The sequence below is a fragment of the Alphaproteobacteria bacterium SS10 genome (assembly GCA_019192455.1).
Classification (GTDB): Bacteria; Pseudomonadota; Alphaproteobacteria; order TMED2; family TMED2; genus TMED2.
The window spans coordinates 332,777-354,861 of sequence record JAHCML010000006.1 but is presented as its reverse complement, the minus strand read 5'-3'; the positions used below and the strand labels follow the sequence as shown (position 1 = coordinate 354,861).

Here is a 22,085-nt window from a genome sequence, read left to right as displayed (position 1 = left end):
GCGTTGGGGCCAGCCAATAGATGTGACGTAATGAGCGAACAGCAACAACCAAACGCCCTACCCGGTCAGGGTGCCGCGCTCGCTGAGCCACCCGCCCGCAACCCCGAACGGGTGCGCGATCCACGGCTCGATTTCTTCCGTGGCATCTGCATGTTCATCATCCTACTCGCCCACACGCCCGGAAATCCCTGGACCCTCTGGATCCCAGCGCGGTTTGGCTATTCCGATGCGACTGAGATTTTCGTCTTCTGCTCTGGCATGGCGTCGGCCATCGCCTTTGGCAAGGTGTTTGACAATGCCGGCTGGTTCCTAGGCGCGGCACGGGTCGCGTACCGGGTCTGGCAGGTCTATTGGGCCCATATCGCCCTGTTCTTCATCATCGCCGCCATGTTGGTGGTGATGAATGAGATGGCGCTGGTTGAGAAGGACCAGGTGGGTAGGCTGAACCTCTACCCGTTCTTCAACAACCCGATGCCCCAGATTGTCGGCCTGTTCACGCTGACCTATGTGCCGAACTACTTCGACATCCTGCCGATGTATCTGGTGATCCTATGCCTGCTGCCGGTGGTGATGCTGCTGTCCCGCATGCATGTGGCGCTGGTTCTAGCGTTCGTCTCCGGTCTCTATGCCCTGGCGCATTTCCAGATGCTGCAACTGCCGGCGGAGCCGTGGTCGGATCGGGAATGGTTCTTCAACCCGTTTGCCTGGCAGCTGGTCTTCTTCACCGGCTATGCCTTTATGCGCGGTTGGATCCCAGCACCGCCGATTGATTATCGGCTGGTCATTCTGGCGGCGGTGATTGTGCTGGCGGCAGTACCAACCGCCTATTTCCGGGTTTATCGCCTCGACTTTGTGATCTTCGGCGCTGATCTTTTGGAATGGCGCAGATCGCTGAAGCCAGTGATCAACAAGACCGATTTTGGCCTGTTCCGTTACATCCACTTTCTAGCACTTGCCTATCTGGCCTATGCGGCGGTGGGTGAGGGTGGCCGCCGCCTGATGGGCAGCGGTATTAAAGCCAAGGTGATCGCCGTGATCCGCAAGGTGGGGCAGCAATCGCTCGCCGTGTTCTTGCTCTCCATGGTCCTGGGCCGGGTTGGTGGCTTCGCCTTCGATTACCTGGGCAAGGATTGGTACACAGTCATCGCGGTCAACCTGACCGGCTTTGGTCTTTTGATCATCACGGCCTATCTGGTCGGCTGGTTCAAAGGCCAACCCTGGCGCAAGCCAAAGGCGCCGAAACCAACGCCTGCTGAGCCGGTCACCTCAACGTCGAGTTCCGCATCGATGCCGCCCATGCAGGGTGGCGTTCCGGCGCGATAGGGTTGTGAAGGCGCGTGCTACTGCACTGCCTCATGGCCGTGCTGCTCTAGCCAGTCACCGACCATCTGCACCATAATGTCGGGCTTGCGGAACCCAGCCGTGAGCAGGTCATAGCCAGTCTCATCAGCGCCGATCAGTACGGTGGGGAAGCCAGAGACGCCAATCTGTTGGCTAAGGGCGAAACCCTGCTGGGTCGCATCCGCCACCTCTGGGTCGTTAAACGCCTCTAAGAATTCATCCCGGTCAATGCCAGCATCAACTGAGAGGTCGGCCAGAACCTCTGGGTCCGTCACATCTCGGTTTTCTTCATAAAAACCGCTTTGCACCGCGACCAGATAGGGGATAACCCGATCCGGCGCGATCTCCCCGGCCGCAACAATGGCGCGGCAGGCGGGTTCGGTATCGTAGACAAAGCCATCTTGATCAAAGAAGTCGAAGCGGAAGGGCTGGCCGCTGGCCTCTGCCACATGTTCCCAATGCTGGCGGATCGTTGCCTTCTGTTCAGCATCCATCGCCTTGGTGTTACCGGCGCGGAGGCCGCCCATGATCATACGCAGTGGCAACCGGCTGCCATAGGTTTCCAACACGGCAAGCAGCGACGGCTTAAAGCCCCAGCACCAAGAGCACATCGGGTCAGCGAAATAGACCAGCTGCGCCGCTTGTGGGCCGGCTGGATCCTGATCTTCGCCTTCTGGTGCGGCATTGTCTGTCATGGGTCGCGCTATCTCGAGCTGGTGGTTTTTGCTATGGCATTGATGGTGCTAACACCAGGCGCTGCCGATTGCCGCCCACCTTGGAGATTGCGTCCGTGAACATCAACAACTCATTGATGGGTGGCCTTCGCCCTGAGGCCCGCAATGCACCGCCGAGTGGCATTGTCGAGATGGTCAATCATGGCATTGGGCGCGATGGCTTAATCCCGTTATGGGCCGGGGAGGGTGATCTGCCGACCCCCGAATTCATCAGGGCGGGCGCCGTTGAGTCCCTCGATGCCGGGGAGACGTTTTATACCTACCAGCGCGGTATCCCGCCGTTGCGGGAGGCGATCAGCAACTATATGCGGCGGCTCTATGGCGGGGCCTTCCCGTTCACCTATGACCGCTTCTACGTCACGGGTTCGGGCATGCAGGCCGTGCAGTTGGCGATCGCCGCGGTCGCTGGTGCTGGCGCCTCGATGGTTATTCCCACGCCGACCTGGCCTAACTTCGCCGCCGCTATTGAGCTGACGGGCGGTGAGGCGATCACCGTGCCGATGGATTTCATAGATGATCGATGGCAGCTCGACCTTGAGAAGCTATTAGCGGCGATCAGGCCGGACACCACAGCGATTTTCCTAAACTCACCCGGCAACCCAACCGGCTGGACTGCCAGTGAGGGGGAGTTGCGCGCGATCTTGGAGGGTGCAAGGCAGCGCGATCTCTGGATTGTCGCTGATGAGATCTATGCCCGGTATTATTTCGGGGCGGCCCATGATGGTTTCCGGGCGCCGTCCTTCCATGATGTCGCTGAACCGGATGACAAGATCCTCTACGTCAACACGATGTCCAAGAACTGGGCCATGACCGGCTGGCGGGTTGGCTGGCTTGAAGCACCGCCGGCGCTGGGCCAGGTGATTGAGAACTTGATCCAATACTCAACCTCTGGTGTCGCCACCTTCATGCAGCGGGCGAGCGTGGTGGCGCTCGATCAGGGCGATGACTTTATTACCGAACAGGTGGCCCGGGCCGCCAAGGGGCGGCAGATCGTTGCCGATGCCGTTGCCGGGTTAAACCGGGTGCGCTTTACCCCACCGGATGGTGCCTTCTACGCCTTCTTCACCATTGATGGGATTGAGGATGTGCGACAGCTGGGCTTTGACCTGATTGATCAGGCCGGTATTGGCCTGGCACCGGGCACCGCCTTCGGTCCAGGCGGTGAGGCCTTTATGCGGCTTTGCTTTGCCCGGGGGGAGGAAAGCCTGACCCAGGCCATGGATCGTTTGGTTAAATGGATGCAGGCAAATTGATACCTGCTGGATTGAATCCGCGGGTTTCTGGGTTTTTTAATTGGTCAGTACTGTTGACATGTAACGCCGTGAAATAACAGCGTTTCCAGCTTTCGTATGACAGGCATATCAGGGGGATCACTATCTCCCCATAGCGGATGTTTGAGGCCGCCATATGTCTAACCTGCTGGTAAACCGTACACGGTTCTTCCGCGCGCTCGCCCATACTCTGGGCCGCGACATGGCGGACCGTCGGCGCGAGCGGCATGACATGGTGGATCTGATGCTGGCCCTGGCACGGACCCAAGGCAGCGCCCCGCTTACCCACGTTACCAATCTCGATATCCGCAAGGCGGTTCAAGATCTGGAAGATATCCAGACCCATGGTCGTCCACGGGGCCTCACATCCTTTAAGCCGGTGAAGTCGGTTCGGGCCAATCTGGCCCATCAATCGGCGCAGGTCGTTCGCGCCCTCTCACAACATATCGACAACCAGCTCAAGGGTGCTGGCGCCTACGCCTATTATGCCAAAGAGATCGTTGATGATGCGATCACCACCTTTGAGCAGCAGGAGCGCATCGCCTTTGAAGGTAAGCGCCCGGCAAAGCCAGAGGATGTGGCCCGCCTCGTCGCCCTAAACGCGGCGATTGAGCGTGAGCGGGCCGCCGGGGTTGATGGCAGCTTCCCACGAGCTGGCCTAACCGTCCCCCAAGACGTGATTGATGAAGTACGTGAGGCCGCCAAGGAAATGGCGAACTCACCGCTGTCAATTCTGATGGCGGTAGAGAAGGGGCCAGACACTGTTGATTTGGCCAATATCCGGCGCGTTATGCAGGCCTTCGATGGCCAACTTCTCGACATTATTTCGACCCGCAACGATCGGGCATTAGCAGGCACCATTACGGCAACGGAGACGAAGATGCCGCAAAATGATTTGCAGAAGATAATCGCGACCGCGGTGAATGAGGCGAGCAATACTGGCTCATCTCAGCTGGAGCCCCGGCACCTATTTCTCGCCCTGCTGACCCAGCCTGAAATCGCGAATGAGATTAATCGGCTCAACAGTAAGGCGATGACGCAAAGTTCTGTCGCATCAATGCAGGAAGCCCTCGGCCGGCGTGAAGAGCTGGTGGGCCAACCAATCATTCCCGGTGTGCGCCAAACCCCATCGTTCAAACGCGCTGTCGGGTATCTCCGCCCGTTGTTCCAGGATGGCCGTCCGAAGGCCAAGTCAAACGCCGTTCAAACCCTGCTGCGCTCCCAGCCGGAGATTGTGCGGTTGCTGGAAGACGATGCCGGTCTGACCCCCATGCGCCGTGAGCGTTGGCTCGAAATCTCCCAGACGACGGCAGAACAGACGTCGCTGCCGCCTTACAAGATCACCGATGAGGCATTCAAAGAGGCGCTGGATAAGTTCACGGTGAACGTGACTGATAAGGCTCGTGCTGGCGATCTGCCACCGATTATTGGTCGGGATGATGAGCTTGCGAAGATCAAGCGCATCATGACCCATGCGGATAAGAAAAATCCGATTGTCACCGGTGATCCGGGCGTCGGCAAAACCGCCTTGTTGGAGGGGTATGCCCAGGCGGTTGTCGACGGCGATGTGCCAGGCAACCAGATCGGCGCTGAGGTTTATGAGCTAAAGCTCGATGCCCTGATTTCTGGCACTAAGTATCGCGGTGATTTTGAGGAGCGGTTGCGGAATGTCATTCAAGGCATGGCCGAACGTAACGCACGTGGCGATGGCCGTTATGTAATCGGTATCGATGAGGCACACCAACTGGTCGGCCTGGGCCAGACCCGCGGCGGCACACAGGATGCCTCCAACACCCTGAAGACCTATCTTCAAGAGGGTGATCTGCGGACAATGCTGTTCACCACCCGCGATGAGTATGCACAGCATTTGGAGAAGGATGGGGCGCTGGTTCGCCGGACCCAGCCGGTCCATTTGAATGAACCAGATATTGAGGACACTTACACCATTCTTGAGGGGGTGAAGCGCAAGTATGAGCGCCATTATGAGTTGGAGATACCCTCCGATGTGGTGGCTGATGCGGTCTATTACGGCGAACGCTACGCACCTCAGCGGAAGTTTCCAGACAAGGGTGTTGAAATTCTCGATAGCGCCGGTGCTATCGCTTTTGCTGCCGGTAAGCCGACCGTTGATCGCGCGGCTGTCGTTCAAGCTACGGCAGAGCTTGGCGGTTTGCCCGCCGAGTTTCTGGGGCAAGAGGATGATGAACGCTACGCCCAGCTAGGCGAAGTGTTGAAGGGTGATGTGTTCGGCCAGGATGAAGCGATTAACCGAGTTGCCTTCGCGCTTGCTACATCGAAGGCTGGCCTGAGAGAGCCTAACAAACCTATTGGTTCATATCTGTTCGTTGGTCCTACTGGCGTCGGTAAAACAGAGCTGACCCGAGCGTTAGCAAAGCGCACGGCTGGTTCCGCCGACGATATGGTCCGCCTCGACATGTCAGAGTTCATGGAGAAGCACTCGGTTAGTAAGCTGATCGGTGCCCCTCCAGGCTATGTCGGTTTTGATCAAGAGGGGCTGCTAACCGGTCCGGTGCGTGAGCGCCCCTATACGGTGCTGCTGCTTGATGAGATTGAGAAGGCGCACCCTGATGTCATGAACGTCCTGCTGCAGGTCATGGACAATGGCAAACTTAAAGATGGCAACGGCCGAACCGTCGACTTTAGCAACACGCTGATTGTCATGACCTCCAACCTTGGAGCTGCTGAAGCGCAGGCAGCCCAAGAGAAAGAGCCATTTGGTTTTGGGACTGGCGCTAAGCGCGAGACACCGACGGAAATCATGATGGAGGCGGTGAAACGTCACTTCACGCCAGAGTTCCGCAATCGCCTCGATGCCACGGTGCCATTCTACCAGCTGGGCCGTGAGCATATGCGCCCGATCTTGGACGCCAATATTCAACGGTTGCAGAACCAGCTGCGCCAGACCTGGTCACTAGAGATGGTACTGGGCGAAACCGACCGTGAGCAGCTCATTGAGGAGGGGTTCAACCCTGTCTTGGGTGCCCGGCCATTGAAGCGGGCGCTTTCTGACATGGTCGAACAGCCGCTTGCCATGTGGTTGCTGAAGAACTCGCAGATGCGCGAACGCCCAGGCTCAACCCTGGTTCTGGACGGCATTGGCAAGGATTTCGGCGTCACAGCGGAGAGCCCAGCCGTGCCAGAAGGTGATCAGACCTTCGTGCAAAGCATTGCCGCCCGACTTGGTCGTCGTCGTACAGGGGCGCCAGATGCTGACAAGGATAAGGCGAAACGCCCTGAGCCGTTCTAGGCCAGGCGCAGAACACACGGCTTGCTTGTCCCCAACAATGTGATGGGGCGCTGTCGGCAACCCTGTTCCTTTCGTTGCCATACTGCATACTAGATATGCGGTGATTGCAGTGCCCCTGCGGCGAACCGCTTTCCTGTCCTTACGCCACGGGTTTCGCGTTGCAGCCGCAGATATCACCAACTGAGATCGATAAGCTCGCTAAGCGAATAGCGGCTCGGCGCGTGACCGGCCCACCGCCTCTCAACAACCCATCGCCGAAACGCGCCAATACCCTGCCGATCGACAAACTTCGGAAGTTCGGCCCGGTAGCCCCACTCGCTAAGCATAACCAACAGCTAGCGCGCACCGTCGCCCTGATGGAGAAGAGCAAGCGCGGCGCCCGATTGTTGAAATCCCTCGAGGCCAACGATGTCCAGCTGGGCGGTTTGCAGCCTGGACAGGCTTTTGGCTATTACCTCGCCGCCGACCGCGCGCTGTACAGCCAAACCGAAACCTTGGCCCAGGCGGTGCAAGTGATCAGCCATGAGGGGCGTCATTGCGAACAAACCGTCGCCGGTTGGTCGACCATCACGGAGTTTCATCAGAAGGGCACCAAGCTGCCCCACGACATGCGCTCCTATCTTCGCCTGAACCGCGTGCTTGAGGCAGATGCCGATACGACCTCACTCGCCGTGATGTGGGAGATCGCCCATGCCGAGCCCGACTTCCAACACGCCTGGGATAAGCTGCGCGAAGATGTGCATTTTGGCCCGATGGTGGAGAGCTTCGAGAGGGCAGCCAAGGCCACCGGGGCCGGCCCGTTGAGTGAGCGCGCGGTGACTGCCGGCATGAAGGCCGCGTTTCAGACTTGGCCAACCGTGGGACAACCACTCCGTTCTGAGGGGTATGACCGATATCTGATGGCCTGGGTGGAATCACAGGCGGTGAACTGGGATGAACCGGTACAAGCGGACCGCCCCTTCACCATTGATGAGGTTGGCAAGATCACCGGCCTGAATGAGGCGCGCGCCTATTGGACTCGCGCCGACAGCCAGCAAATGGCCGAGGCCTTTGAAGCGTTCATTGATGAGTTTGATGAGCGCCTCGCCGCCATGGATAAGCAATTGCTGCCTCCACCAACCCCGGCACCGAGATCGGCGGCCTCAGTCATATCCGCGACGCCGTTGCCGATCCCGGAACTAGCAATCTGGCGCGCTAAAGCCGGCGAGGTTCCAGGCCCTGGCCCTGAGCGACTGTCCGTTTAAGGCTTGCCGCCAACCCTGCCCATGACAGTCAGCTGCCCGGCTGTTACCGTCGCGCGAGAGATCCGTAGTTGAGGTAGCCCAGATGCCAGATACAGCATCGCCGCCCGAGGCAGAGAACCCGCATATCGTCACCAGTGAAGCAGCCCTTACGGCGCTTTATCCGAACCCGATCGCCGATGCCTCGCGTGCAAAGGAAGTCAGTGCCCTCACCAAGCCTTACCGGGCCTGGATTGAGGCTGCGCCGTTTGCGGTCTTGGCGACCACCGGCCCGGATGGGCTGGATGCCTCACCCAGGGGGGATGAGCCTGGCTTTATTCGGGTGATTGATGACCGCACCCTGGCGCTACCGGATCGGCGCGGGAATAACCGCCTCGATAGCCTGCGTAACATCCTGCACGACCCGCATCTGGCGTTGCTGTTCATGATCCCCGGCAGTGCTGAGACCCTGCGGGTCAATGGCAAGGGCGTGGTCACCACCGATCCGGAATTCCTGGCCAGCTTCGCGGTCAATGGCAAGCCACCGGCCACAGTTCTGCTGATCAACATCGACACGGTCTACTTCCAATGCGGCCGCGCACTACTCCGCTCGGCCCTGTGGGATCCAACCAAACACCCGGATAAAAGCACCATCCCGTCACCAGGCGAGATGCTCAAAGCCACCACAGAAGGCTTCGACGGCGACAGCTACGACCAAGCCCTACCGGCCAGGCAGCGGGATACGTTGTATTAGGCTTGGGTTTGAGTGCCTTTTGATGATCAAAAAAAAGGAAAAATGTTTATCAAGATGGTTAGGAGCTCATCTTTGAAGGTCTATATGCTTTGAGATTCAGATTGAGTGAATTTTGATTCTCTAATCGCTTTGGCTCTATAGAATTAAGCTCAAAACTCTTTGATCATGAAAAATCAAGAAAATTGATTGTCAATTCAGCGCTGTGTCGATATTCAAATTATAGACCAATCAGTTGAGCGATTTAAATGCGATACGATTTTGAAAAGTACTCAATGGCAGATGCGGTGGAGTACCATTATGGCAAATTTCCTCCCCAGAGTGCCGAACTAGATTTCGAACGGCTGATTAGGCCAATTACATCTGCTGCAAATGCGATCGCGCGATATGATCAGATGCTGCTTTCCTTACACAACAGCGATATTCTTTTGACGTCTCTTCGTGGTCAGGAAGCTGTCATTTCATCCAGAATGGAAGGGACAATATCGACCTTGGATGAAGTCCTTCAGATTGAAGCTGATAGTGAAGAAACGGATAGCTATTCATCACAGGCTCGTCATGAGGCAATTGAAGTGTTTCTTTACTCAGCTGCTTTGAGGAGGGCATCTGTTTCAATCGACAAAGGCCAGCCAATATCTGAATTTTTGATAAGGCAAGCTCATAAACACTTATTAAGTTTTGGAAGAGGGGCAAGCAAATCTCCAGGGGAATACAAAACTCAGCAAAACTATGTTGGTGATGATATTAAAAAAGAAATTTATTTTGTTCCAATAAGTCCGGAGCAATTATCTCCATCTATGTCGAGACTATTTGATTTTATTGATAAAGAAAATTTGGATCCGCTTTTGATAACTGCATTATCTCATGTTGAATTCGAGGCCTTGCATCCATTTAATGATGGTAATGGCCGGATTGGCAGGATGTTAATAACTCTAATATTATGGCAAAAAGGCTTGATATCCAGGCCTAATTTTTACATTAGTGGATACCTTGAAGAAAAAAAGGAAGAGTATATTTATAGAATGCGTGCCGTTTCTGAGAGTCAAGATTGGACCGGATGGGTTGAATTTTTTCTTGTTGCTCTTGAAAGGCAAGCTAGACGTAATATCGAAACGGCTAATAGCATTACCGATCTTTATGAAGAGATGAAGCCTGTTTTTAGAGAGGCATTAAATTCACAATGGGTAGCTAATGCCCAAGATTTTTTATTCAAATCACCTATTTTCAGAAATAATAAGTTTACAACAAAAGCTGGAATACCTGCTCAAACAGCAGCAAGATTCACGAGAGCATTGGTGAGTCGAGGTTTGTTACTTGAACTTGAGCCTGCTTCTGGACGAAGAGCGGCATTGTACGCTTTTGAGCCATTGATGAAACTGGTCAGGCCCTAGGATGCTTCACCGCTCCCCGCGCGCCTGCATGATCCACCAGCCCGCGGCGTGGATGGCCCCAGCGTAGTAGAGCAGGGGCTTGCCCGTTGCGGGGTCGATGGTGATTTGCGCGGCGATGAGTTCATCGGTTTCAAACGGGTCGCCTGGCATCATTTCTAGGATCGGTTCTTCCCGTTCCTCATAGGGGCCAAAGGGATGGTCGGCGCAGGCAATCATGATTGCCTCTTCACCCTCATGTTCCCAGGTTCTAACGGCGACAAAACTGCCATCGGCAAGCTTGGTGATTTGCCCCTCCATGCCGATGGGCACGGTGACCTCGCGATAGTCGCCCCAGCTCTCACCATTGTCGTGTGAGACGGCGCCCAGCACCCAAACCTCACTGACATCCTGAAACGCATCCCAGGCGAGGAAACTCATATAGAGGGTGCCCTCATGCTCCACCACGCTGGGGGAGGTGATTACCTCAACCTGCTTACCGGCGAGGAGGCCACGCGGGACCACCGGCTCTGGCTTGATGACATAGGGGCCGTTCACCGCCGATGCCTGGGCCAGATAAACCTCAGCGTCGTAGTTCTCTTGGTCGTTATAGCCGATGAAGTAGATCTGATGCTGACCGTTCGGCGCCTTGAAGTAGAAGGCGGTTTCCTTGCTGACCGGCAGGTCGTGGCCCTGGCTCTTACCAAGCAGGGTGCCGAGGATTTGCCACTCGGTCCAGCTATGGCCATAGGCGAGCTTGATCGCGATCTCGTCCTGGTCATCGCCGCTATAGATCATCAGTTTGCGGCCCTCATCGTCTAGGAAGACATGGGGGTCGCTGGCGGCCTCATACTGCTCATTCACGATCTGGTCGCGTAAGACGGGCCCACCCTCATGGCGCACCCAGTCATACTCAAACATCGGGCATGAAAAAGCGGGCGTTGGGGTCAGGGCCAGACATCCTAAAACCAAAGCCCGCTTGAGCATGGGATTGTTCCCGTGTTGGCTGCGTTGATTATTGCGGGGCCGCTTACTTGCGCGCGACCATCATCTGCTTGATCTCGCCGATAGCCTTGGCCGGGTTCAGACCCTTCGGGCAGGCGCTGGTGCAGTTCATGATGGTGTGGCAGCGATACAGCTTGAACGGATCCTCAAGCATGTCGAGGCGCTCACCGGTGGCCTCATCACGGCTGTCGGCAAGCCAGCGATAGGATTGCAGTAGGATCGCCGGGCCGAGATAGCGGTCGCCATTCCACCAATAGCTTGGGCAGGAGGTCGTGCAGCAGAAGCACAGGATGCACTCATACATGCCGTCCAGCTTTTCCCGGTCCTCTGGCGACTGCAGACGTTCGCGGGTTGGTGGCTGGGTGGTCGTCTTCATCCATGGCTCAATCGACGCGTACTGCGCATAGACATGGGTGAGGTCAGGGATCAGGTCTTTGACCACCGGCATATGCGGCAGCGGGTAGATGCCCACATCGCCATCGACATCGGCGATTGCTTTGGTGCAGGCGAGGGTGTTGCGGCCATCGATATTCATCGCGCAAGAGCCGCAGATCCCCTCACGGCAAGACCGGCGGAAGGCCAGTGTCTGATCGTAATCGTCTTTAATGTGGATCAGGGCGTCCAGCACCATGGGACCGCAATCATCGAGGTCGATGGTGAACTCATCAACCTGTGGGTTGGCGCCGGTATCTGGGTCGTAGCGATAGACCTTAAAGGTCTTCGGCCGCCCCATCTCACCATCCTTACGCGGATGTTTGGTGCCTTCGGTGATTTTGGAATTGGCGGGCAGGGTAAACTGGGCCATGGCGCTTAGTGCCTATTCTTACGCGTGGTTTATCAAATGGTGCCGGTGGGCCGGGTCTTAGTAGACCCGGGCCTTTGGCGGGAATGCTTGGACTTCGTTGGTCAGCGGGGTCAGGGTCACTGGCCGCTCACCATCTTTGTAGGTGCCCTTCTCGTCGATATAGCAGAGCGAGTGGTGCATCCAGTTGTCATCATCCCGGTCCGGATAATCTTCACGGGCGTGTGCGCCACGGCTCTCAGTCCGGTTGGCGGCGGAGTTCATGGTGACGACCGCCTGATGCATCAGATTGTCGAGCTCAAGCGCCTCAACCAGATCGGTGTTGAACACCATGGAGCGGTCGCTGACCTTGATGTCGTCCCGGCGCTTCCAGGTCTCGCCGATCTTCTGAACGCCTTCCTCCAGAACCTCACCGGTGCGGAACACCGCGCAGTTGTTCTGCATGGTGCGCTGCATGTCCCGGCGGATCTCGGCGGTGCGGGTGCCGCCATTGGCGTTGCGCAGATGGTCGAGACGGGACAGGGCCACATCATCGGCATCTTTAGACAGTGGTTTGTGTGATTGGCCTGGCTCAACCAGCTCGGCGGCGGTGTGGGCGGCGGCGCGGCCGAACACAACCAGATCGAGCAGGGAGTTGGAGCCGAGACGGTTGGCGCCGTGAACCGACACACAACCGGCCTCACCGATTGCCATCAGGCCCGGGACGGTCTTGTTCGGATCATCCTTGGTCGGGTTCAGCACTTCGGTGCGGTAGTTGGTTGGAATGCCGCCCATATTGTAGTGGACGGTCGGCAGCACCGGGATCGGCTCTTTCGTGACGTCCACATCGGCGAAGATGCGCGCAGTCTCAGAGATGCCAGGCAGGCGCTTATGGATCACATCGGGGTCGAGGTGTTCCAGATGCAGGTGAATGTGGTCGCCATCCTTACCAACGCCACGGCCATCCCGGATTTCCATGGTCATGGAGCGGGAGACAACGTCACGGCTAGCGAGGTCTTTAGCGGATGGGGCGTAACGCTCCATAAAGCGCTCACCCTCGGAATTGGTTAGGTAACCACCTTCACCACGAACACCTTCGGTGATCAGGCAACCCGCGCCATAGACGCCGGTTGGGTGGAACTGAATGAACTCCATATCCTGCAGCGGCAGGCCAGCGCGCAGCACCATGGCATTGCCATCACCGGTACAGCTATGCGCTGAGGTACAGGAGAAGTAGGCGCGGCCATAGCCGCCTGTGGCGAGCACGGTCTGATGCGCGCGGAAGCGGTGCATCGTACCGGTGTTGAGGTCCCAGGCGATAATGCCCCGGCACTCGCCCTCATCCATCAGTAGGTCGACAGCGAAATACTCGATGAAGAACTCAGCATTCTCTTTAAGCGACTGCTGGTAGAGCGTGTGAAGGATCGCGTGGCCGGTACGGTCAGCGGCGGCACAGGTACGCTGTGCGGTACCCTTACCGTATTCGGTGGTCATGCCGCCAAAGGCACGCTGGTAAATCTTACCCTCTTGGGTGCGGCTGAACGGAACGCCGTAATGCTCAAGCTCGATGATCGATGGGATCGCCTCTTTACACATGTACTCGATGGCGTCTTGGTCACCGAGCCAGTCGGAACCCTTAACCGTGTCGTACATGTGATAGCGCCAATCATCATCGCCCATATTACCAAGGGCAGCAGAGATGCCGCCTTGCGCGGCGACGGTGTGGCTACGGGTTGGGAACAGCTTGGTCACGCAAGCGGTCTTCAAACCCGCTTCCGCCATGCCTAGCGTGGCGCGGAGACCTGCACCGCCAGCACCGACGATGACCACGTCATATTCGTGATCAATAACGTCATAGGCTTTCCCGTTCACGGCCGGTGCCGCGCCATTTCCCTGTGCCATATGCTCAAGCCCTCCTTCAGGGCGGTTTTACTCTAATCTCTGATGCTTCAAGCCAACGCGATCTTCAAAACGCTGAAATAGCAGGCTACAGCACCTGCAATACAGATAAGCTTAACAGCAATAATTGACAATTTGCGTGGCCACTCATGAGACACATAGTCCTCGAGGACGACCTGCAAACCCAGGCTGGCATGGAAAAATGCCGCTGAGATCAGCAGAAGCATCAGAATGGCGTTAATCGGCTGGGACATCGTCTCAACCATGTAGGCGTAATCGGTGCCGCCAAAGGACACGACCAGGCCGATAAACCATAGGACCAGCAGCACCATCGCAACGGCGGAGACGCGCTGAACCCACCAGTGATGGGTACCGTCCTTAGCCGAGCCAAGGCCGCGGGCATTTCGTAGGGGGCTGGAAAAATCACTCATCTCTCAAATCCCTCGCCTTAGGCCATCATCATGTAGCCGATGACCCAGGTCGCCAGGGTCAACACCACAGCGCCCGCCATCACGGCGTAACCAGATTTGTAAGCATCCTGAAGCTCAAGGCCGTAGCCAACATCCCAGACCAGGTGCCGGATGCCATTGCACAGGTGGTAGAACACGCTCAGCGTCCAGCAGAAGAGTAGGAAGCGACCAAAGAAGCTGCCGAGGAAGGCCATCATGCCTTCATAAGCTTCTGGCCCGCTGGCGGCTGACACCAACCAGGCGGTCATCAGCAATAGGCCGATTGAGTTACCAACGCCGGTGACCCGGTGGGTAATAGACAGCACCGCAACCAATGGCAGGCGGTAAACCTGCAGATGCGGTGACAAGGGACGCGCGCGGGGCGGTGTGTTGGTGGTGGCGCCATCGGCTGGCATAGCGGCGTGCTCCAGTTTCTTTTAAGCAGCGAATTGCTTGATAAATAGCTTAGACGGGCAGTGATAATCCCGTTTGCGACAATAGCCTAGCGGCCAAATTCTTAAATCCTGCTGTATGCGAATAATGTTGTGACATGCCGTGTCTGGTTCGACAACCGTCTGGCTGCCCATTTTTGCGCATGCCTTAAGCCCAATTGACGCATTGGCCAGGAAAGGGTGGGTTTGGGGTGGCTTTCGCCCCGTGCTATGCCCCTCATAGCTGCAAATTAATCACCAGCCCTGCCTCTGCCTAATGACCCAGGAAACCAAAAGCGCCGACGTTGAACAGCGATTTGCCCAGGCGGCGTCGTTGTTGGGTGCCGGCAACCTTGCCGAGGCACTGGCACTGTTTGAAGGGTTGATCGGCGACAGTGGCCGTGGCGCTGAGGCTGCGCTGAATGCTGGGCAAATTGCCCTCGCGCTGAATGAGCCAGAACGCGCCATTGGCCCATTGGAGAGAATTCGCCCTGGTTTGCAATCGGCAGGACCGGATGGGGCGATGGTTGACCACCCTGTGGTGGCTGTTCTGCTGGCCCGTGCCTGGCGGATGGTCAGCCGCACTGGTGATGCGCTGGCAATCCTGGCGCCGTTTGCGGCCCAGCGTCGGTTGGACCCCGATGGGGCGCTTGAATGGGCATTGATCTTGGCCGCCAGCTTGCGGGTTGAAGAAGCCTTAGCAGTGATCAAGGCGGTTCTGGCAGCCCAACCTGATAACCTCGCGGCCCTTTGCCATGGTGGGAAAATCGCCATCGAGCTGCAGCAATTCGATCAAGCGGATGAATGGTTAAGCCGCGCTGCTGGCATACAGCCAGGGATGACTCTGATCACGGCGCTTAAAGCAAAGGCCCGGTACCAGCAGGATGACAATGCCGGTGCTTATGAGTTGTTGGCCCCGCTACGCGATCAGCCCGATTTGCCGCTTACCGATCTCTATTTTCTGCCCAAACTGCTGCGCCATATGGCCGATTGGGATTGGATGCGCCAGGCCGATGAAATGTTCCTTGCCCAGGCGCGGGAGAGCCTGGCGGCGGGCCGCGTACCAATCCTGATGCCGTTTGATGCCATTGTGATGGATGAAACGCCGGGGCTGGTTGCCGATCTGGCCGCCGCTGTTGTGGCTTCCAGCCTGCGCGACTATCAGCAACGCGGCCCTGATCAGCGTTTGCCCGACCTGCCGCCGGCCCAGGCTGCGGATCGCGACCGGCGGCTGCGCATTGGCTACCTGTCCAGTCAGTACCGCGCCCATGCTGGCATGAACCTCAAAGCCTCCATGTTCCAGCACCATGACCGCGACAAGTTTGAGGTAGTGGCCTTATCCTGCGGTGAGCCGGTGCACGATAAGTACCGCAAGAAGGTGGAGGATCAGGTCGATGAGTTCATCGATATTGAAGATCCAACACCGCTTGATGGGGCGCGGGCCATTCGGGCGGCAAACATCGATGTACTGATTGAGCTGCGTGGGTTTACGGAGCAGTCCCGCCTGCATCTTTGCCTGTATAAACCAGCGCCGATTTCGGCGACCTGGCTTGGCTACCCGGGGCCGGTCCCGGCGGGCATTGTTGACTATCAGATCGTCGATCCGCACATNGCCCCGCCACAGCATCGAGGGGTTTTCGGGCCCGCCCTGGCGTTCCTGCCGCACACCTATCAGGTGACGGATAATCAACAGCTGATTGGCGACCCGATTGATCGCGACACGGCCCTGCCGGGGGTGGGTGACGATAAGTTCGTGCTGGCGTGCTTCTGCCAGACTTACAAGGTGCAGCCAGCGATCTTTGATTTGTGGCTAGAGATCTTGTTGGCCGTACCCCATGCCGTGCTGTGGCTATGGGCCGATCAGCCCGTAGCGCGGCAGCGCCTTAAAGAGATTGCCGCCGCCCGTGGTATTGACCCGGATCGCCTAATCTTTGCGGAACGGGCTGGCAAGGCCGCGCATTTGGCCCGTGTTGCCCATGCGGATTTGGTGTTGGATACCTGGCCCTATGGTGGGCATGTGACCACGACCGATATGCTCTGGGCCGGTGTGCCGGTGATTACCAAGGACGGCACCCACTTCGCTTCGCGGGTATCGCAAAGCCTGCTATCGGCAGCTGGTTTGCCGGAATTGGTGGCACCAGATGCCGCTGGCTATCGTGATTTGGCAATTGAGTTGGCAACAGACCCAGACCGCCTATCTGCGATCCGCAGCCGGGTCGCCGAGGCCAAGCAATCAAGCCATCTGTTCGATACCAAGGGCCGTGTGCGAGAGTTGGAGGCACTCTATCGGCAGATGTGGGCGCGCCATTGTGATGGCGCTGATCCGGCCGATATTCATATCTCGACCTAATCCGGTTCCTGGTGGAGTATCAGGCCCATGGCCACCGAAATCCTCTCAATCCAATCCCATGTCGCCTATGGTTATGTGGGCAATCGCGCGGCGACCTTCCCGCTGCAGCGGCTCGGTTATGATGTGACGGCGGTGAACACCGTTCAGTTCTCAAACCACACCGGCTATGGCGAATGGACGGGGCAGGTCTTTACCGCCGATCATGTGGCCAGCCTGATTGATGGGGTTGAGGCGCGCGGCGGCCTCGACGCCACGGCGGCCATCGTCTCCGGTTACCTTGGCGATGCCAGCCTTGGCTCTGTCGTTCTAGATGCGGTTGAGCGGGTGAAGGCGCGCAATCCCATGGCGATTTATGCCTGTGATCCTGTGATGGGGGATCTGGGGCGCGGTTTCTTCGTGCGCGATGGCATTCCCGAGTTCTTCAAGACAAAGGCGCTAACCGTCGCCGATATCCTGATCCCTAATCAGTTTGAGCTGGCCCATCTGGCCGACCGGCCGGTCACCTCGCTCGAAACCGCGATGTTGGCCATGGCCGATATCCGAGCGCTGGGCCCCAGCCAGGTGCTGCTCACCAGTTTTGAACCTGACGATGCCAGTGCCGATGAAATTGCCATGCTGTTGGATACGACCGATGGCACCTGGCGGGTTTCAACGCCCAGACTGCCATTGAACCCGGCGCCAAACGGCGCGGGTGATTGCACGGCCGCGCTCTACACCGGCAAGTACCTGCGACTGCGCGATCCGGCAGCCGCACTTGCCGAAACGGCCGCCGCGATCTATGCCGTGTTTGAGGCGACAGCTGCCCGCAAATCCCGGGAGCTGGCACTGATCGATGCGCAAAAGGCGTTGGTCAACGCCCCGCAATCATTTGTGGTTGAACGGGTCCGATGAGCGGGTCTTATCCTCGCTCTCTTCATCAGCGGTCTGCCGCCGGGCCAACACGATAAACGCGATATTCAAACCAAGGGCCAACACCACGCCAAGGCCAATGCCAAGTGCGCGGGCAATCTGGCCGTGGGTACTAACCTCCGCCCCGCCGAACAGCAGGTGGGACGTGACCAGGTACCAGACACAGCCAGCCAGCACGATCAAGAAGGCAATGATCGAGAGCAGCTCATGGGCTTTGGGACGGCGTAGGCGCATACACCCTAGATGGGTTAACCCTGCGCTGCGTCCAGACCCAAATGCTGTGCAACCAGCAATTCGGCGATCTGAATGGTGTTGAGGGCAGCGCCTTTACGGACGTTGTCACCAACCACCCACATGGCGAGGCCGTTCTCAACCGAGGCATCCTCACGGATCCGGCTGACGGCGACCATGTCTTCACCCGCGATCTCGACCGGGGTGACATACATGTCCTCATCATGGCGATCGATCACGGCGACGCCAGGTGCATCGCGCAGGATCTCGCGCGCTTCTTCGGCCGGCAGCTCTTCCTCAAACTCCACATTCACCGCCTCAGCATGGCCAATAAAGACCGGCACGCGGACGCAAGTTGCGGAAACCTTGATCGATGGGTCGAGGATCTTCTTCGTCTCGACCATCATCTTCCACTCTTCCTTGGTGGAGCCGTCTTCCATGAACACATCGATTTGCGGGATGACGTTGAAGGCGATCTGACGGGGCAGATGTTCATTCGCCATATGCTCGTTCATGTAGACTTTGCGGGTCTGGTTGAAGAGCTCATCCATCGCATCCTTACCCGCGCCCGAAACCGACTGGTAGGTGGAGACGACAACGCGCTTAATCTTCGCCCGCTCATGCAGTGGCTTCAGCGCCAGTACCATCTGGATGGTGGAGCAGTTTGGGTTGGCGATGATGTTGCGCTTACCATAATCGGCCAGCGCTTGTGGGTTCACCTCTGGCACGACTAGCGGGACATCGGGGTCCATGCGGAAATGGGAGGTGTTGTCGATGACGATGGCACCGGCCTTCGCCGCCTTGGGTGAGTATTCAGCCGAGACTTTACCGCCTGGTGAGGACAGCACGATATCGATGCCTTTGAAGTCGAACTTCGCCAGCTCTTGCACCTTCAAGACGTCCTTCTCACCGAAGGACACCTCAGTGCCGACGGAGCGTGAGGAGGCAAGCGCCACCACATCCTTCACGGGGAAGTTACGCTCGGCCAGGGTGTTGAGCAGTTCACGCCCGACATTTCCCGTGGCACCCATAACGGCAATATTGAAGGCCATCTTTCTAATCCTCGTCAGCAAACATCAGTCAGCAACTATCACTGGACGAACCGACCGCGCGCTTTGCGCTGTTCGCCGCTAGCAAATAGAATGGGGTTAAGTTGCGCCGCACACTAGCCCAATAAAGGGGTTGGCAACAATAACGGCAATGCACCGCGCGCATAGCTTGGAGGAGCCCGTCATGTCGGAAGACGCTGCCAAAGCCGATAAGATCACAACCTATGACGCGTTCTGGCCCTATTACCTGGCCGAACACGCCCAGCCTGGGACGCGAACCTGGCACTTCGTTGGTACCGCGATTGCGCTGCTGTTCCTGGCGCTCGCGATCATCCGACTAGACCCCAGCTATATCGGCGGCGCGCTGCTCGCTGGCTATGGTTTTGCCTGGGGCAGCCATATGCTGATTGAGAAGAACCGGCCCGCCACCTTCACTTACCCGCTGTGGTCGCTCTACAGCGACTTCCGGATGTTTTTCCTGTTCTGCGCCGGGAAGCTGGAAGCCGAGCTCAAACGCCACGACATTCAAGCGGCATAGGTTTGATCAACCACTAGCTGCGCTGAGCCATGGCTAAGAAGAACCTCGTCGCCACCATTGGCGGCGCTATCAAGCACGCGGACAAATCCTTCTTTAATGAGGATTACGCCAAGCAAGGCGCCGAGGTGATTGCCACGCTGCGCCGTGAGGGGTTCGAGATCGTGCCCAAAACCGCCAGCGATGAGCTGGTCGAGTTCCTGGTCGAAAATATGCCCTATGGCCAGATGAAGCCCGAAGACCTGATGCGCGCCCTCTACCAACTCATGGTCGAAAACGCGCGGCGGCTTGGTTGATCGGCTAGCCGACCTGGGCCATGGCTGGTTTATCAAACATGAGATAGTCACCAGTGCTTGTCCCTTCCCGGTAAAGCTGCCGTCCCAATCTAATCTGATCAATCTCCCAGCCTAGAAGGGCTTGCTCCACATCCGCTGTCTGATTGAGGGCATCGGCCAGAGTCATTGCGTTATACGCTGCCTTGGCGGTGCCTGCACCGGTATGGGGCCGTGGGATAAAGGCGGCGTCGCCGATTAGCGCCACGCGTCCCTCCACCATGCTGTCTAAGGCAAGGTCGCGTATCGCCTGGGCGAAGGGGTCTTCGGTTGCATGAACCAGATCCCGGAACGGTGGCGGCAGTAGCTGGTCAGCGTCATCCCTCAGATGCTTGATCCATCGGTCGGCGAGCTTACCGCGCGGCATTGCGAAGCCGCGATGTCGGCCATCCTTATCGGTCATGATATCGGTCAGAGTTTCGGCATCGGCCACCCGATACCAAACGAAGTTGTAGAGCCGATGCCCGGGTCGGGTATCGCCATCAAACCCAGGCACCAGATATCCCAACATGTGGGAGCCCGTGACATTGGCGAAGGCGAAGTCACCATGAAGGGCTTCTCGCGCCAATGCCGGCATCTCGTCCTCAGGCATCAGCCCCCGCCATGCTAAATAACCTGCATAGCTGGGTTCACTATTGGGCCAGAGCAATTGTCGGGTGGTTGAGCCGTTACCATCAGCACCGACAAGCAGGTCCGCTGTTACGTCGGTGTCATCTTCAAACATGGCGGTAACCGTCCCAGCAGCGTGGTTCTGGGTAATACCCGAGAGGACTTTGCCTTGCTGGTAGCTACCGCTGAATGCCGATCTAAGATTGGTATAGATCATCGACCAAGAGGTCTGGGTTTGCGGCGCTAGCTTCTTGCTGCGGATTGAGCCATCTGGATTAAAGACAGTCCGGTGCTGTGATTGCACACCGAGGTTCGACAGCTTGGTTTCCGCACCCGCCTGTCGAAATGCACTGACGACTTCTGGCTGCAAGACGATACCGCCGCCACGCCCCACCAAATCATGGGCGGAGCGCTCATAGACGGCGACGTTCCAGCCGGCTCGCTCCAACGCTGTGCCGGCAAACAGGCCACCTAGGGAGCCACCAATGACGATGGCGCTTTTCTGTCTGACTGGTTCTTGTTTCATGGTTCGATCTCCTTACCCCTCAATATTTATTGAGATCGATAATCATGATAATAATGTGAAATTCGTTTTCAGAATTGCGTTTGACGCAACGAGCTATGGATCGCTTTGCTTCTCTACGCGGCTTTGTCGCCGTTGTTGATCATGGTGGTTTCGCACCAGCGGCCCGATCCATGGGATTGGCGACGTCTTCCCTGACGCGTCAGGTCAACGCGCTTGAGGCGCATTTGGGAACCGTGCTGCTAAACCGCTCTACGCGCAGCCTGAGCCTGACAGAGGCTGGTAGCCAGTACCTGGCTGATGCGCGGCGGATTCTGGAAGAGCTTGCGGAGGCGGATCGCAATGTGCGGGAGGCTGCTGATAGACCCAGCGGCACACTCAGGATCAGCTTGCCCGTCGCCTTTGCCAAGCTGCATGTCTCACCACTGCTGCCGGTGTTTTTGAAGCGCTATCCAGATGTTCGGATCGAACTGCAAGCAACCGATAGCGTGGTCAATTTGGTCGAGGAACGGATTGATGTGGCCATTCGGATCGGCAGCCCCGGCAGCGATAGCCTTATAGCCAGGAAGCTAGCCCCTCATCACCGTATTGTCTGCGCTAGCCCAGCCTATATAGAGGGCTGCGGCAGCCCCTCTGAACCGAGTGATCTGACCCAGCATAACTGCCTTGTATTCGGTCGCGATGAAATCGGTGCAACCTGGCAGTTCACCAAGGCAAAGCAGTCCCAATCGGTCAGGGTTGAGGGGTCCTTAAAGGCCGACAGTTCCGAGGTGCTTCGTGACGCGGCGCTGGCCGATCTCGGTCTGGTTCTCTTGCCAAGCTGGTTGATTGGTCAGGATATCAAAGCTGGTGCCCTGAAACAAATCCTGGGCGACTGGCAGGCGGATTTGGGCACCGACCTCGACGGCATATACGCAGCCTACCTGCCCAACCGTCGCGGGTCCGTGAAACTTCGCTGTTTCATTGATTTTTTGGTCGAGCAATTCGGCGCGCCCCCCTATTGGGAGGGGGCATGACCAATATAGTCAAA

The 22,085-nt window shown here is 57.5% G+C and carries 20 protein-coding genes; 11 read left to right on the top strand and 9 right to left on the bottom strand.

The genetic code is table 11. The features are described from left to right. Window positions 1–30 precede the first annotated feature (30 nt). Window positions 31–1,323 (top strand): OpgC domain-containing protein, encoded by a 1,293-nt coding sequence (locus KI792_11680; GenBank protein ID MBV6633677.1) that lies wholly within the window; start codon window positions 31–33, stop codon window positions 1,321–1,323. A 17-nt stretch (window positions 1,324–1,340) separates the two neighbouring features. On the opposite strand, the gene KI792_11675 is transcribed toward KI792_11680, so the two are convergent. Continuing rightward, window positions 1,341–2,036, bottom strand: a complete 696-nt coding sequence (locus KI792_11675; protein MBV6633676.1) for a DsbA family protein — start codon at window positions 2,034–2,036, stop codon at window positions 1,341–1,343. A 116-nt stretch (window positions 2,037–2,152) separates the two neighbouring features. Between KI792_11675 and KI792_11670 the strand changes: the two genes are divergently transcribed. The 5 genes from KI792_11670 (at window position 2,153) to KI792_11650 (ending at window position 9,976) form a co-directional block, all read left to right on the top strand. Beyond that, window positions 2,153–3,328 (top strand): pyridoxal phosphate-dependent aminotransferase, encoded by a 1,176-nt coding sequence (locus KI792_11670; GenBank protein ID MBV6633675.1) that lies wholly within the window; start codon window positions 2,153–2,155, stop codon window positions 3,326–3,328. Window positions 3,329–3,482: 154 nt separating this feature from the next. Continuing rightward, on the top strand, window positions 3,483–6,614 hold the full coding sequence (locus tag KI792_11665) for an ATP-dependent Clp protease ATP-binding subunit (protein MBV6633674.1): 3,132 nt from the start codon (window positions 3,483–3,485) through the stop codon (window positions 6,612–6,614). 221 nt (window positions 6,615–6,835) lie between these two features. Beyond that, a complete protein-coding gene (locus tag KI792_11660; protein MBV6633673.1) occupies window positions 6,836–7,858 on the top strand; it encodes a hypothetical protein in 1,023 nt (340 codons plus the stop codon). A gap of 82 nt (window positions 7,859–7,940) precedes the next feature. Next, on the top strand, window positions 7,941–8,588 hold the full coding sequence (locus KI792_11655) for a pyridoxamine 5'-phosphate oxidase family protein (protein MBV6633672.1): 648 nt from the start codon (window positions 7,941–7,943) through the stop codon (window positions 8,586–8,588). A gap of 245 nt (window positions 8,589–8,833) precedes the next feature. Then, complete coding sequence (locus KI792_11650) at window positions 8,834–9,976, top strand: Fic family protein (protein ID MBV6633671.1); 1,143 nt, start codon at window positions 8,834–8,836, stop codon at window positions 9,974–9,976. Between the two features lie 6 nt (window positions 9,977–9,982). Here KI792_11650 and KI792_11645 read toward each other — a convergent pair whose 3' ends face one another. From KI792_11645 to sdhC, 5 genes are read right to left on the bottom strand one after another with little or no spacing between them, the layout of a single operon-like run. After that, window positions 9,983–10,939, bottom strand: coding sequence for a hypothetical protein (locus tag KI792_11645; GenBank protein ID MBV6633670.1), 957 nt, complete (start codon window positions 10,937–10,939; stop codon window positions 9,983–9,985). A gap of 43 nt (window positions 10,940–10,982) precedes the next feature. Further along, complete coding sequence (locus KI792_11640; GenBank protein ID MBV6633669.1) at window positions 10,983–11,762, bottom strand: succinate dehydrogenase iron-sulfur subunit; 780 nt, start codon at window positions 11,760–11,762, stop codon at window positions 10,983–10,985. Window positions 11,763–11,819: 57 nt separating this feature from the next. Continuing rightward, window positions 11,820–13,640 (bottom strand): succinate dehydrogenase flavoprotein subunit, encoded by a 1,821-nt coding sequence (locus KI792_11635; protein MBV6633668.1) that lies wholly within the window; start codon window positions 13,638–13,640, stop codon window positions 11,820–11,822. Between the two features lie 47 nt (window positions 13,641–13,687). Further along, window positions 13,688–14,068: a succinate dehydrogenase, hydrophobic membrane anchor protein gene (gene sdhD, locus KI792_11630; protein MBV6633667.1), complete on the bottom strand. Its 381-nt coding sequence runs from the start codon at window positions 14,066–14,068 to the stop codon at window positions 13,688–13,690. Between the two features lie 17 nt (window positions 14,069–14,085). Next, a complete protein-coding gene (gene sdhC / locus KI792_11625) occupies window positions 14,086–14,502 on the bottom strand; it encodes a succinate dehydrogenase, cytochrome b556 subunit (GenBank protein MBV6633666.1) in 417 nt (138 codons plus the stop codon). A gap of 292 nt (window positions 14,503–14,794) precedes the next feature. On the opposite strand from sdhC, the gene KI792_11620 reads away from it, so the two are divergent. Both KI792_11620 and pdxY read left to right on the top strand, forming a co-directional pair. Next, on the top strand, window positions 14,795–16,867 hold the full coding sequence (locus tag KI792_11620) for a hypothetical protein (protein MBV6633665.1): 2,073 nt from the start codon (window positions 14,795–14,797) through the stop codon (window positions 16,865–16,867). Window positions 16,868–16,894: 27 nt separating this feature from the next. Further along, complete coding sequence (gene pdxY, locus KI792_11615) at window positions 16,895–17,758, top strand: pyridoxal kinase PdxY (protein ID MBV6633664.1); 864 nt, start codon at window positions 16,895–16,897, stop codon at window positions 17,756–17,758. Here the strand turns inward: pdxY and KI792_11610 are convergent. Together KI792_11610 and KI792_11605 are read right to left on the bottom strand one after the other, a co-directional pair. Further along, the gene (locus KI792_11610) at window positions 17,732–18,010 is read right to left on the bottom strand and encodes a hypothetical protein (GenBank protein MBV6633663.1); all 279 of its coding nucleotides are present in this window, start codon (window positions 18,008–18,010) and stop codon (window positions 17,732–17,734) included. The two genes, pdxY and KI792_11610, sit on opposite strands and share 27 nt — an antisense overlap. Window positions 18,011–18,024: 14 nt before the next feature. After that, on the bottom strand, window positions 18,025–19,059 hold the full coding sequence (locus tag KI792_11605; protein MBV6633662.1) for an aspartate-semialdehyde dehydrogenase: 1,035 nt from the start codon (window positions 19,057–19,059) through the stop codon (window positions 18,025–18,027). 181 nt (window positions 19,060–19,240) lie between these two features. Between KI792_11605 and KI792_11600 the strand changes: the two genes are divergently transcribed. Both KI792_11600 and KI792_11595 read left to right on the top strand, forming a co-directional pair. Continuing rightward, on the top strand, window positions 19,241–19,594 hold the full coding sequence (locus KI792_11600) for a DUF962 domain-containing protein (protein ID MBV6633661.1): 354 nt from the start codon (window positions 19,241–19,243) through the stop codon (window positions 19,592–19,594). Between the two features lie 29 nt (window positions 19,595–19,623). Then, window positions 19,624–19,887 carry a hypothetical protein gene (locus tag KI792_11595; protein ID MBV6633660.1) on the top strand — a complete coding sequence of 88 codons (264 nt, stop codon included), beginning with the start codon at window positions 19,624–19,626 and terminating at the stop codon, window positions 19,885–19,887. Window positions 19,888–19,891: 4 nt separating this feature from the next. On the opposite strand, the gene KI792_11590 is transcribed toward KI792_11595, so the two are convergent. Next, entirely contained in the window at window positions 19,892–21,058 is a 1,167-nt protein-coding gene (locus tag KI792_11590) for an FAD binding domain-containing protein (GenBank protein MBV6633659.1), read from the bottom strand. Window positions 21,059–21,153: 95 nt separating this feature from the next. Here KI792_11590 and KI792_11585 point away from each other — a divergent pair, with 95 nt between their 5' ends. Further along, window positions 21,154–22,071: a LysR family transcriptional regulator gene (locus KI792_11585; protein MBV6633658.1), complete on the top strand. Its 918-nt coding sequence runs from the start codon at window positions 21,154–21,156 to the stop codon at window positions 22,069–22,071. Window positions 22,072–22,085: the final 14 nt, after the last annotated feature.